At 40.6% G+C, this 15,931-nt stretch carries 1 protein-coding gene; it reads left to right on the top strand.

Annotated features, from left to right (window positions below):
• The first annotated feature begins 44 nt into the window (after positions 1–44).
• Positions 45–15,905, top strand: a complete 15,861-nt coding sequence (locus AC1D69_RS19720; RefSeq protein WP_495457852.1) for an amino acid adenylation domain-containing protein — start codon at positions 45–47, stop codon at positions 15,903–15,905.
• Positions 15,906–15,931 lie beyond the last annotated feature (26 nt).

Consider the following 15,931-nt stretch of genomic DNA (forward strand, 5'->3'; position numbering starts at 1 on the left):
GGGAGAGAACATATATATAACTATTCCGATAGAGGAGGAGAATAATGTTTACACTGAAATTCAAGAGTTTGACAGAAGTTATTGAAAATCGAAGTCTCATTCAAGATAAGGGAATTACTATTATAGGTGGTGAACAAGAAGAGGAGCTTGTTACTTATTATGATCTTTATCAGGAATCACTTGGGTTTCTTAATAAACTTCAGAAGCAAGGATTACAAGCTAAGCAAGAAGTTATATTCCAAATCGAAGATAATCGGAAATTCATTGTAGCTTTCTGGGCTTGTTTATTGGGAGGTATGATTCCAGTACCTATCAGTATCGGAAAGAATGATGAACACAAATGGAAAGTGTTAAGAATCTGGGATATTCTTAATCGTCCTTATATGATTGCTACACCCAAAGCTTTTGAGGAGATACATAAGTTTATAGACAAACAACAAGAGTATAATTCACATCATTCTATGAAGGGAAATATCATGATGATGGATGGTGAGTTAGGCCAACCGAAACAAGCGGAAATCTATATATCCCAACCGGAAGATATTGCATTTATTCAGTTTTCATCCGGATCAACAGGGGATCCTAAAGGGGTAACGCTGACACATCGGAATCTTCTCTATAATGCCTGTGGAATAATTCATAATACGGAAATTAACGAGCAAGATTCATTCTTGTCTTGGATGCCTCTCACTCATGATATGGGTTTAATTGCTTGCCATATTACACCTTTAGTGATGGGAATTTCGCAGTACTTGATGTCTACAGAATTATTCATTCGCAAACCAATCTTATGGTTACAGAAAGCGGATGAACACCGGATTACAATACTATCATCTCCAAATTTTGGATATAAATACTTCTTGACCTTTTTTAAACCGGAGAAGATTGGTCAATGGGATCTATCGTCTGTTCGTGTCATTTACAATGGAGCAGAACCAGTATCTGCACTATTATGTAATGAATTCTTAAGTACTTTAGAACCATATGGTTTAAAAAGAACTTCAATGCTTACGGTATATGGGTTAGCAGAGGCGTCTGTAGGTGCTGCAATTCCTATTCCAGGAAAAGAGTTCGAAACTTTGTTCTTACATCGGAATCATCTTAATCTAAACGAACAGGTTGTGGATGTGCCACAGGATGATCTAACAGCTGTCAGCTTCGTCAAACTAGGCAAAGCTATTAAATATTGTGAGATTAGAGTTTGCAATGAAGAGTATCAACCATTGCCTGAGAATATAATTGGGAACATACATATAAGAGGAGAAAATGTGACAAAGAAATACTATAACAACGAGTTATCAACATTAGCTGTTACGACTCCTGATGGATGGATCATTACAGGAGATCTAGGTTTTTACAGGGATAACGAACTTGTTGTTACTGGAAGAGCGAAAGATATTATTTTTGTGAATGGTCAAAATGTATATCCTCATGACATCGAGAGGGTAGCTGAAGAAATAAATAATGTTGAACTTGGTAGAGTGGCTGCGTGTGGTGTGTGGGACGACGAGCAGGATAAAGAGGATATTGTTTTGTTTGTAGTGACTAAGTGGAAGTTGGAGAAATTTATTCCGTTGGCGCAAGAGTTGAAGAAACATCTTTACAGTGTAGGTGGATGGGATATTAAACAGATTATTCCAATCCGACAAATGCCCAAAACTACTAGTGGCAAAGTACAAAGATACAAGCTGAGTAAACAATATAACGAAGGTGAATATACGGACATTACCCGACAACTAGAGTCTTTGATCACTGCTGAGTCCATTCAACACGAAGTTCAAAATATTCATGATATCGCTATTCATGATATTGAAGAACAACTACAGCAAATTTGCAGAGATATATTGAAGCGGGAACGTATCGGCCTTCACGAAAGTTACTTTGATCTTGGGGCAAATTCTATCCAATTAGTACAAATATCGGAACGAATTGAGAATAAATTTGGAATATCTTTTGCAGTAACAGATTTATTCGCCTACCCGTCCCTTGCTCATCTTGCGAAGCATCTCTTTTCACAGATCGCAGAGAGTAAGGATCTACAGAGTGAACTTTCACATTCAACGAGTGAGGATGATATTGCAATTATTGGAATGGCCTTTCGCTTGCCTGGGGCTTCAACGAAAGAACAACTATGGAATAATCTGTGTGTTGGTGTTGATTCCATTCAACCTCTAAATTTCAAGCGCAAGCAGGACGCCAAACATTATCTATCTGTTCTTCAATGGGATAAGCCGGAAAGTGACTATGTTGAGGGTGGATATCTAGACGAGATTGATACTTTCGATTATTCATTCTTTAGAATGAATCCGAAGGAAGCCGTCATGATGGATCCAAATCAGAGGCTTTTTTTGCAAAATGTATGGCATACCCTTGAAGACGGTGGTTATGCTGGTAAACAATTACAAGGAAGGAAAGTTGGGGTATATGCAGGGTATTCCAAGGTTGGTTATGACTACGAAAGGCTAGTATCCAAATGTAATCCAGATTCATTACAGCAGTATATAGTGGGTAATCTACCTTCAGTTTTAACCAGCCGAATCTCGTATTATCTTGATTTGAAAGGGCCTGCTGTTACGGTTGATACGGCCTGTTCATCATCTCTTGTTGCTGTACATTTGGCGTGTAAAGCCATTCAGCAGGGAGACTGCGAGATGGCCATTGCAGGTGGAGTCAATACTACTCTTCTACCGATCCCATTGGGGTTAGATATGGAATCGTCTGATGCACGTGCCAGAACTTTTGATGCTCAATCTGATGGAACCGGTGTGGGTGAAGGCGTGGCTTCTATACTGCTTAAGCCATTGAACAAAGCCATCGAAGATGGGGATCATGTATATGCAGTAATTAAAGGTAGTGCAATCAATCAAGACGGTACAACGGTAGGAATAACGGCTCCCAATCCTATCGCACAATCAGATGTTGTGGAAGCGGCTTGGAAAGATGCTAGGATACATCCAGATACACTCACTTTTATTGAGGCTCACGGAACAGGTACAAAGCTTGGAGATCCAGTCGAAATTAGTGGTTTAACACGAGCGTTCAACAAATATACGAAGAGGAAACAATTCTGTGCTATTGGGTCAATCAAAACGAACATCGGACATTTATTCGAAGCGGCTGGCATTGCAGGGCTAATCAAGGCTACTCTGATGTTGAAGTACGCCAAGAATCCCCCGTTGCTTCATTTTAATAAGCCGAATCCGAATATACATTTTGAGAACTCTCCTTTCTATATTGATAGAACGGGTGTTCAGTTTACGAAGAGTGATCAACCGCTTCGTGGCGGTGTAAGTGCATTTGGGTTTAGCGGTACGAATGCACATGTTATATTGGAGCAATTTGTTGAACCTGTACAATTGAATCCTAAGGAAAAGGAAGACTGTTACGTCTTTACATTATCGGGCAAGACGGAAGAAGCGCTTCAACAACTGGTATCCATGTATCGATCAGATTTGATTGAACAAAAATCTGAGGATTTGGATGATATTTGTTTCACAGTAAATACAGGTAGAACACATTGGGAAAGAAGGATTGCTATTATATGTCCAAGTCGTGATGTTCTATTGAAGCAGTTGGAGAGTATTTCTGCAGGAGACCTGCAGATCGAAGGAGTATACCGTGGTCACTATTCAATAATTCCTGATTCATATGCACCTTCTTTTCCAGGTGCAATTAGTGAGACTTCTCTTAAGAATATACAGGAACAAGTGGATAAATATCTCCCATCCGTTGGTAATTCAGAGCGCTTGCAACAGGAACAATTACACACTATTTGTGAGCTTTATGTTCAGGGAGCGAGCGTGGACTGGAATACATTGTATGGCTCGAAAGCAATGAAGAAAGTTCCACTTTCTTTATATCCTTTTGCACGGAATCGATACTGGATTGAGGGAGGAATAGAATCCCCTGCGGTGATTTCTACAAATGGCAATGACCTGAATTCTAGGGGGGATGTTGAGGATGGTTCCCCATTTCAAACACAAATATCAGATGCTCTGATGAATATTGTGAGCAGGGCTTCTGGTCTGGAACTGACTGTGGGAGATATCAACACACACTTTCTCGAAATGGGACTGGATTCAATTATGTTGGTGCAAGTTAGAAAGGAAATTTCTGATAAGTTTAATATCCATATCCCTTTGGAGAACTTTTTTGAGACAGTCACTAATTTGTACAATTTAGAACAATATATTTCCAGTGTGGTTACTCCACACCTGCAAGTCGCAGCCACGGTCACAGCCACAGCGAATGTAGTGAAACATAATGACTCTATATTTAGCACTGAAGAGAAGATTGTACTTGGTAATATACCGAAGAAAGACTTGAAGGCTGACCAACAAGATCAGGCTCAAGGGATGAGCGAAAGTTTACCTTCTGCTAGGCAAGGAAGTCTGGACCATGTTATTTCACAACAATTAACGCTAATGAACGAACAGAATCTTCGATTCAGCCAATTAATGTCACAGCAACTAGATGCCTTGAAACAATGCGCCACACAACAATTTCGTGCTGATTCAAATGAAATTTGTTCAGCTCCTGAAATCCAAATTGCTCCTTCTAGGAGTAACATATCGAGTGAATCTGAATTGGTTTCTAAGCCATTTGTTCCGTATCAACCGATCAGCCTTGATATGTTGAGTGGTTTTACTAACAAACAACAAATTTACATGAATCATTTCTTGGCTGATTACCAACACAGAACACTGAAATCCAAACAGCTTACTCAAGCGACTCGATTTGTGCATGCTAATAATCGGAACGCTTCAGGATTTCGTTTATACTGGAAGGAAATGGTGTATCCGATCATTGCTGAGAGCTCGAAAGGATCCAGGATGGTGGATGTCGATGGCAATGAATATATTGATTTAACGATGGGTTTCGGTGTTAATCTATTTGGTCATAATCCCGAATGGATTCAAGAGGAATTGACTTTAAATGCTGGACGGAATCTGCCTCCTCTCGGTCCCATGTCTAATCAAGCAGGGGAAGTTGCCTCATTAATCTCAGAAATGACTGGGGTTGAACGTGTAGCCTTTTACAATTCTGGTACGGAAGCAGTGATGGTGGCTTTACGCTTAGCTAGAGCAGCGACAGGACGTAATAAAGTGGTTATCTTCTCGGGTTCATATCATGGAACCTTTGACGGTGTGCTCGGAGTTGCCAATCCGACACCAAATGAAGCAGGGGCAATACCTATGGCACCTGGCATTGCGTCAAATTACCTACATGATGTGCTGATGCTGAATTATAACCATCCTGAATCTCTGGATTATATTAGTAATCATGCTCATGAACTAGCTGCTGTACTGGTAGAACCAGTGCAGAGTCGTAGACCGGATATTCAACCTACCTCCTTCTTACAGCAACTTCGTGCCGTGACTGCGGAGGCTGGTGTTGCGCTAATCTTTGATGAGGTTATTACAGGATTCCGAATAGCACTTGGTGGAGCACAAGCATGGTTCGGGATTCAAGCTGATCTCGTTGTATACGGAAAAATTGTAGGCGGTGGACTACCAATCGGGATCGTTGCAGGTAAAGCTCGATTTATTGATCCTGTGGATGGGGGAGTGTGGTCATTCGGAGATGATTCTTATCCTGTAAATGCCGAACAGAAGACCTTTGTAGGAGGTACATTCTGTACACACCCACTAACGATGAATGTTTCACTTAAGGTCCTTCAATATTTGAAATCGCAGGGATCACAAATGTACGAGGGTCTGGATCAGAAAGCGGCCTATTTAATAGACGAATTGAACCTTTATTTCAAGAATGAGCATGTACCGATTCATATGATAAGATATGGAACGTTATTCCGCTTTGTGTCATATGGAGATATTGAAATATTCTATTATCATCTTATTCATAAAGGAATCTACATTTGGGAAGGACGCAATTGTTTCCTATCAACTGCGCATACCATGGATGATATCCAGAATATTATTCAGGCGGTTAAGGAAACAGTAGTGAATTTGCGAGGTGGAGGATTTTTGCCACCATCTCCTGATACCCCAGATGGTGGTGGATCGGGAATCCGCTCGGGCAGTGGAGCGAACCGTGAAATAGATGTAGTACCTTCAATATTCGGAGAAAGCTCTGGTGAAAAGCAATTCCCATTATCTAAGGAACAGAAACAAATGTGGATCGCTTCAGAATCCAATGAATTAGCATCAACAGCACTTCATCAGTCTGTTGTATTAAACATGCAATTGAAACTAGATTTGGAGAAGCTTCATCAAGCGATTCAGATCATCATGGATAGACACGAAGCATTAAGAACCATTGTCAATCTGGATGGGGAGACTCAACATGTATTGAGCACTCCTGTGATTGATATCGAAGTGCACCATACAATGATGTCTGACGGTGATAAGCAAGATAAGGAATATGCAGTATGGCTGGAATCAGAAGCTGCGAAGCCTTTTGATCTGAAGTCGAAGAGTCCATTGTTTCGGATTTCATTGTTCAAAGTATCAGATATGGAGCATAACGTATTGCTCACCTTCCACCATCTACTTTTGGATGGTTGGTCTATTGCTTTATTTATTGGTGAGTTGGAGAAATCATACACCGCACTGGTAACTGGTAAATCTCTGAAGCTTCCGAGTGCTGAACAGTTTAGCTCTTTCACTGTCTGGCAAGAAACTTTGATGGAAGGGGATCATGCAGAAGTAGCAATAGATTTCTGGCAAAAGCAGTTCAATCAAAAGTCTTCCCAAATATGTATCCCTTCGAAAAGCGCGGGAATTGTACAAGGATCATTTAATAGTCAAAGATATTCTATTGCACTTAACAAGGGTTTAACTACTGCATTGAAACAATTCAGTATCCATACAAAAAATAGTTTGTTTGTAACGATGTTAGCGGCCTATAAAGTGTTTCTGCATCGGATCACAGGTCAGGAAGATCTAGTCTTGGGTATACCGACTGCTGGGCAGTCTCATATGGGTCAATATTGCCTAATGGGGAACTGCGTGAATCTATTACCTCTTCGTAGTGAAATCAAAGGTCGATATTCATTTGTTGATTATCTAACTACGCTGAAGCACCAGATGCAAACATGGGAAGAACACCAACAAGTATCTTTTGCACATATATCTGAAACCCTGTTGGGGCTGAAAATACCTGCAATCAATGTACTATTTAATATGGATAGACCCGTTCGTCGTTTGCAATTTGCCAATCTGGAGACAAGGATATTACCGATTGCGGCGCAGCATTCACACTATGATCTATTCTTAAATGTAACGGAAATAGACAATGAATTGTGGTTAGATTTCGATTATAGTCTGGATTTAGTCGATAGGGATACTGTTTGTGAATGGGCGCAATGCTTTGTTCAGCTCCTTCAAGTTGTATCGTCTGATGGAGAGCAACTTATTAATCAGATACCAGTCATTACAGAACAACAGCACCATGATTTAGAGAGATTGTGGAAACTTCGCATGAATGACGTTATTAACATGCTAGAAAGTAAACCAATGATAGTTGACATAGATAGCATCCAGAAGATCAGGGTGAATGATCAATATGCACAACCTGCTATTTACGGAATTGTCGGTGAAATTCAGGTTTACACTGACAGATGGATACAAACGGGGTACCTAGCCAGTAATAAGAAAGACGGGACAATTGAGTGGAGGGGACAGGCTGATCGAATTGTAAATATACGGGGACGTCAAGTGAACTTATATGCACTAGAGATGTTTATTTCTTCGCTATTTTATGATAAGGATTGTTTCGTTTCAGAAAGGGAAACTGTGCTAGAAACGTATAATCCCTCTCAAACACAATCAGGTGAATTAAGTGTGTATCTTGTTTCCTCCGAGTCTGCAGGAGACATTAGAAACAAGCTAAGGGATAAGCTTCAAGATTACTTAATGCCAAGGTATATCCTTCCAGTGGAACAGATCCCTAAACATCCGAATGGGGAAGTTAATGTAGAATGTTTGCCTCGATCGATTACTCAGGATGAAGGAATAGAGTCACTGACAGCTACGGAAGAGCAACTATTACAAATATGGAGAGATATTCTAGGTTTATCTACCATATCGCAGTATGAGGATTTCTTCTTCCTAGGTGGAAATTCCTTGAAGGCTACTATTCTTTTATCACGAATATACGAAGAATTTAACATACAGATCCCATTAAGCCAATTTCTTATCCATAGGACGGTTGAAGAACTAGGGAATTATATCGATGGAGCGGATGCAGATGGATTTGTAAGAATACCATTTGCACCCATTCAACAGTCATACTCATTGACTCCAGCGCAACAAAGGGTGTTTATAGTTGAACAACTAGAAGCTGGAAGCATGGTTCATCACATTCCTGGTTACATCAAGATCAATGGTCTATTAAATCATGAACGTTTGTTCGAAGCGATACAACACATGGTGGATCGACATGCCATGCTACGTACATACTTCAAGATTCATGAAGATCAGCTTGTACAGGTAATTACAGACACAATAGATGTATCGATACCTGTGGTTTCTTTAGATCATTCTCAATGGAATGAGGATGAAGTGATGAGTAAGTTCGTCCGCACTTTCGACTTAGGTCAAGCACCTTTATTCCGGGCAGAGTTGCTGATGCTGGGAGACGAAGAAAGTGTTTTACTATTGGATATGCATCATATCATTTCGGATGGATTTTCTATGGCGGTATTTATGAAAGAACTAATGGCGGCTTATCAACAGGATCCTCTACCAGAAATGAAGATCCAATATCAGGATTTCGCACATTGGCAGCAACACTTCTTGGACAGTGAGCAAATGAATCAACAGAAATACTATTGGCTGGAGCAGTTTAGCGGGGATATTCCCGTTTTAAATATGCCGACCGATTATCATCGTCCGCAACAACTTAGCTACAAAGGTGCCCGAATTACTCACATGCTAGATGTAGCATTAAGTAACCGGTTGAATGAATTGGCACAAGAAACGGAAACAACGCTATTTATCATCATGTTCACCGCATACAAACTGTTGCTACATAAGTATACTGGCCAGGAAGATATTGTTGTAGGGACTCCAATGTCGGGTAGAAATCATCCGGATTTGGAACGGTTAATTGGCATCTTTATTAATACAGTTTCCATTCGTAGCTATCCTCAAGCTAATCTGTCATTCACACAATTTGTAACACAGATTAAGGATCAGGTGCTTCAGGCTTACGACAATCAAGAATATCCGTTCGAACAACTGGTTGAACAATTGAACGTGAACAGAGATATAAGTAGAAATCCGTTGTTTGACACGATGTTCATTATGCAGAATATGGAGTTACATGAAACGAATAGCAAAGGATTGACTTGGATTCCTTCAGAATTTAATCCAGGCGTGTCGCAGTACGATATCACATTCAGTGCTGAAGATCGCGATCAGAGGATTACACTTCATGTCGATTACAGCACTTCGCTTTTTGCAGAGGAAACCATGCGGAGAATGGCTGAACATTATATTCAAATTCTGGAATCGGTATGTAAGTATCGTGATACCACATTATCGCAGATTAAGATGATTTCTCCTGTGGAAGAAGAGAAATTAATTCATGAATTTAATGATACTTTCCTGGAATATAACAAGCATATGATGATTCACGAGACTTTTGAAAGACAAGTAGCGAATACACCTGATGCAATATCCCTAATCTGTGGACAACGGCTAATGACATATCGTGAACTACATGAAAGGTCAAACCAATTAGCCCACTTTTTGCAGAAAAAAGGAGCGAAACGGGGGAGTATAGTCGGAGTTATGGTCGACCGTTCTGAAGAAATGATCATAGCGATCCTAGGAGTTCTCAAAACGGGAGGAGCCTATCTTCCGATTGACCCTGAATATCCTGACCAACGGATTAAATACATGCTATCCGATAGCGGAGCCACCTTACTATTGTCACAATCACATAGCCATGTTCCTGTTCAAGGTCAAGCGCTTAGGATATGTATAACTGATGAAGCGATTGCGCTAGAAAGCATAGATCAATTGCAGAATGTGAACTCATCCGAGGATCTGGCTTATCTTATCTACACTTCCGGTTCAACTGGAAACCCAAAGGGAGTTATGATTTCGCATAGCGCCGTACAGAACTTCATGGCAGCTATGTGTGCTGAAATCCCCTTTGAGGCGAACAAAACTATTCTGGCTTTGACGACGATTTCCTTTGATATCTTTGTCCTGGAAACACTGCTACCGCTTTGTCAGGGTATGAGGATTGTTATTGCGGATGAAACACAGCAAACGGATGTGAACGCTCTATATAAGATGATTACCGAACATCGTATAGATATGTTGCAGACGACACCATCTCGATTAAAAATGCTGTTAACCGGGGATAAGGAAGGTTCCTTTTTGTACCAGGTCAAGGAAATCATGATAGGTGGCGAAGCATTGCCAGCTTCCTTGCTAGAAGGAATTCGTAATGTTGAGAATTTGAAAATATACAATATGTATGGACCAACAGAAACGACGGTGTGGTCATGTGTAAGTGATGTGACGAATAAAGCGGTGGTTGATATAGGTAAGCCCATAGCGAACACCAGAGTGTATATCGTAGATCAACATAATCAACTTCAACCTATAGGAGTGCCTGGAGAACTGTGCATTGCAGGTGATGGTTTGGCTAAAGGTTATCATCTGAGGAATGACTTGACGGAGGAGAAATTCATTCCATGTCCTTTTGTAGAGAATGAAGTTATGTATCGCACTGGTGATCTGGCCAAATGGACACCTCAAGGAACTCTTGAATACTTGGGAAGAATGGATTTTCAAGTAAAAATCCGAGGATATCGTATTGAGCTTGAAGAAGTGGAGAAAGCGTTGCTAAGTCTAGATGGTGTTCAGGGGGCTGTAGTTGTCCCTCGTGAAGATGAATCTGGAACACCATTTCTATGTGCGTACGTACAGGTAGTAGAAGAGATAAGTATTGGCAAGTTACGGGTTGGACTTTCCCAACTGTTGCCGGAATATATGGTTCCGACATCTTATATGATCATGGAACAATTGCCTTTGACACCGAACGGGAAAATTGACAAAAAGTCACTACCTGAACCTGAAATTGTGCATAACAAGCAAGAATATATGCCACCAGAGAATAAATTACAGGAGCAATTGGTAGCCATGTGGCAAGAAGCACTATCTATTCCGTGTATTGGGATAAGTGATCATTTCTTTGAGATAGGCGGACATTCCTTGAGAGCAACGATGCTGGTTGCCCGCATCAATCAAGAACTTCATGTAGATATGCCTCTCCGTGAAATATTCAAACATCCGACTGTTAAACAAATGGCCAAATGGATAGAGAGTGCAAAGATCGAAAAGATTACGGTGATTCCACAGGCTTCAGAAAAGCCATATTATAAGGTCTCTCCCGCGCAGAAAAGATTGTTTGTCGTACAACAGTTAGATCCAGATAGTACGGCTTATCATATGACTGCAGCGATGAAACTAGAGGGTGATTTAGATCGGACTAGGTTGCAGCACACGCTACAGCAGCTCGTTGCACGGCATGATGCTTTTCGAACATCTTTTCAATTAATAGAAGATATCCCTGTGCAATGTATTGAACCTACCCTTAAGTTTGAAATTGAAGATTTAGGTCAGGTACGGACTGAAGATATGGATGAACTTGTGGAAAGGTTTGTACGTCCATTTGATCTAAGTAAAGCGCCTCTGTTTAGAGTAGGATTAGCGAGTATAGGATTAGAGTCATCTGTATTGCTAATGGATATGCATCACATTATTTCAGATGGAACATCCATTCGCATCATAATAGAAGAATTTAATCAGATCTATCAAGGTAAAGTATGTGGTCATCAGGAAATTCAATATAAGGATTACTCCGAATGGTTGAACAATGGTCTGGATAATGATCAAGGGCAGCAGCAGTATTGGTTGGATCAATTTCAAGGTGAAATACCCGTATTGGAAATGCCAACAAACTTCCCACGCCCATCCTTGCAGACATTTGACGGGGCACAGGTTGAATTCACGCTTAATCTCGAGGAAACCAGGCAGTTAAAGACTATCGCGAATGATACGGAAACGACACCATATATGATTCTGATGGCAGCATTTCATGTTCTTCTTGCTCGTTATAGTGGCCAGGAAGATATCATAGTGGGATCGCCAGTGGCGGGAAGACAACGTTCCGAGCTTCAGAATATGGTTGGTATGTTGGCCAATACGATAGCTTTACGTAGCCAACCTAAGGGAAGTGAAACTTTCCAAAATTACCTTATGGAAATGAAGGAACGGGTATTAGATTCCCTTGATCATCAGGACTATCCTTTAGAGCAACTGATAGAACATTTGCAACTCAAACGAGATATTAGCCGTAATCCATTGTTTGATATCATGTTTACTTTTCAGAATATTGAAGTGGATGAATTCAGCTTAGAAGGAATAAACATCCAGTCATATGATTTACAGGTGCGCAAGACCAAATTCGATATCTCATTGACAGCACAAGCGAATGGAGAATGTATCTCGTTTGATTTTGTCTATGCACAGCAGCTTTATGAGCGGGATTTCATTATGATGCTTGCTGAGCATTTCTTGACCATTGTGCGTGTTGTGATCTCACAAATCGACATCACTCTTGCCGAAATCGATATTCTTTCTCCACAGGAAAAGCAGGAAATTATTAATGATTTTAATGATACGGATCTACCATTTTCTTCACAACGTACATTTATTCAGATGTTTGAACAACAAGTTGACCAGACATCTAACCATTCTATAATCTGCGGTGAGGATCGTCTCACTTATGTGGAATTAAATCGTATAGCGAATCAATTGGCAGGTGAGCTTCAAACTATACTGAACTCTTCAAGTGATTCAACTAGCACACAGCCTGTCATCGCTCTAAAGGCCGATTATCGACTCGAAACGATTGTAGGGATACTGGCTATTCAAAAAGTTGGTGCGGCATTCATGCCGATTGATCCCCAATTTCCAGTAGAACGAATGGACTTTATGATCCAAGACAGTGAATCTATGGTTCTCCTAACTTATGCTGAAGAGACAGAAAGTACTCTAGCTAGCATTAACACACTCTACCTTGACGATGTGCTAAGTTACACCGGAGAAGATAATAATGTCATTGTGGATTCAAATCCAGAGGATCTTATGTATGTGATCTACACATCTGGGACGACAGGGCAACCCAAGGGCGTTATGGTCGCGCAACAGAATGTAGTCAACTATATTCAGTGGTTCGTCAGAAATTTCGATATACATGATCAAGATAGGACCGTACTTCTCTCTTCACTAAGTTTCGATCTGGGGTATACAGCTTTATTATCCGCACTTACTCAAGGATGCGAACTTCATATTATGAAGAGGCATGATTATGTGGATCCAGTATTTATGCAGAAATATATATATGAACACAGAATTACGTACTTGAAAGCAACACCTTCCATGTTTCATTTGTTGATCCACAAGGAAGCGGGAATAAGCGACGATAGTTCGTTTAGGTCATTGAGACTAATTGTACTAGGAGGAGAGAAGATCAATGACTCCGATATAGGAACGTACCATGAACAGTATCCAGAAACAGTTATCATTAATCACTATGGCCCAACCGAAGCAACGATAGGATGCATTGCGTCACCTATTGACTATAAACATATCCGGGAATATAAGCATCAACCCGTACTAGGCAGACCGATTTCCAATGCCAAAGTATACATTATGAATCGGTATGGTAAGCTCCAACCCATTGGAATACCTGGAGAATTAGTAGTTGCTGGTGCTGGAATAACACGAGGATATTTGAATAATCCGAATCTGACAGACGAGAAATTTATACCTAATCCTTTCGGGTCACCAGGGAAAATGTATAGAACGGGAGATATCGCTAAGTGGACGACCGATGGAAGAATTCAATTTATAGGCAGATCTGATCATCAAGTTAAGATTAGAGGCTACCGGGTTGAGTGCTCTGAAATTGAGCAACGACTGTTGGAACATCACGATATTCAAGAAAATGTGGTGATCGCGAAGGAAGAAGGATCTATGTTATACCTCGTTGCCTATATCGTTAGTGATCCTCCGTTGGATACAGTTGAAGTTAAGCAATGGATAGCCGCAGCTCTTCCAGAATATATGGTTCCTGCAAATATAGTCTTCATGGATCACATACCGTTAAATCCGAATGGAAAGGTAGATGTGCGGGCACTACCGGAACCTCATCAAGAAGGAAATGATGAACTTCCATATGTTCTACCTTCAAATGAGGTGGAGTCAGCCTTGATCCAAGTATGGGGCGAGATATTAGGTCTACAACAGATCGGAACAGATCAGAATTTCTTCGAGTTAGGCGGAGATTCAATCAAGGCGCTACAGATATCCTCCAGATTGTTACGCTATGGCTTGAAGATGGAGGTGCGCCACTTGTTCCAGCATCCGAGAATACAACAATTAAGTAAATATGTCCAATCGGTTAAGGTGAAAAGTGATCAAGGGATTGTGACTGGCCCAGTCGAATTAACCCCAATTCAAATGCGTCTATTCGAGCAAAAGTGGGAGAATATACAGCATTACAATCACGCAGTCATGTTGTTAAACCGTAATCGCTTTGATGAAGAGGGGATAAGAGCCACCCTAACTACATTAATTGAACATCATGATGCTTTAAGAATGAAATTTACGTTTGACGGAAATACCGTTCTGCAATTTAACCGAGGAATAGAAGAACCCGGTTACGAACTTATCGTTATAGATTATAAGGATGAACAACTAGATGAGGAAGTAAGGATTGATATGGAGAGACAGGCAGAACAGATTCAAGCTTCTATGCGTATTGGGGAAGGGGCTCTGTTGAAGGCAGCATTGTTTAAGACGGCAATTGGAGATTACTTACTGCTCGTTATTCATCATCTTGTTGTAGATGGGGTGTCTTGGAGATTTATCCTGGAAGACCTTGAAACAGGTTATTCCCAGTTTATCCAGAAGCAGTCGATAAGACTTCCAGACAAAACAGACTCGTATCAGAGATGGGCGGAACAGTTAGTTGAATATGCGAGCAGTAAGAAAATGATGGAGGAAATACATTATTGGCACCAATGCGAGCAAACAGAGGTTAGAACTTTACCTAAAGATAAATTAGTGAACATTCGAACATCGAGGGAAAATGTCACAGCAACCATTAAGCTTGACTTGGGTACCACTCATAAGCTTCTCAATGAAGTGAATCAAACCTATAACACCGAAGTCAATGATATTCTACTCTCCGCATTACTCCTAACAATGTATGAATGGATTGGAGGAGATCAGAATGTTGCGGTTCATCTGGAAGGGCATGGACGAGAAGAGATGATAGAACAGATAGACCTGTCAAGAACAGTGGGCTGGTTCACGTCAATCTATCCTATACTACTCAATCTCTCCTATGCTTCGGATATAAGTCATTGCATTAAATCGATCAAAGACGATCTACGTCGTGTACCTAACAAAGGAGCGGGATACGGAATCCTGAAATCACTTACTTTGAGGGGCTTCCAATCAGAGATACCGTTACAGTTCAATGTACAGCCAGAGATTATTTTCAATTATTTGGGACAGTTCGACCAGTTGCTTCAATCAGATCATCTTGAGATTTCAGATCTCGGCACCGGAACGGAGATCGGTCCAGATATGGAGAAACGATATGCCCTTGAATTTAACGGAATGATTATTCAAGGAGAACTGGTCATGGATATTCATTACAACAAGGATGAGTACCGCCAAGAAACGGTCGAACGATTGGCGAAGTCTTACAGTACTCACTTGCAAGACATCATCAATCATTGTTCAGAGAAGGAAACATCGGAGAATACTCCAACTGATTTCCACTACAATAAGTTGTCTCAACAGCAGCTCGATAGAATATCGAAGTCAATCCAATTGAAGTTGTAATAGATAATATATGGCATGAAAAATAA

It is taken from the genome of Paenibacillus sp. Y301 (assembly GCF_059445505.1).

Bases quoted from the DNA above. Each gene is read 5' to 3' on its own strand.
- AC1D69_RS19720 (WP_495457852.1), top strand. From the start codon at position 45: ATGTTTACACTGAAATTCAAGAGTTTGACAGAAGTTATTGAAAATCGA.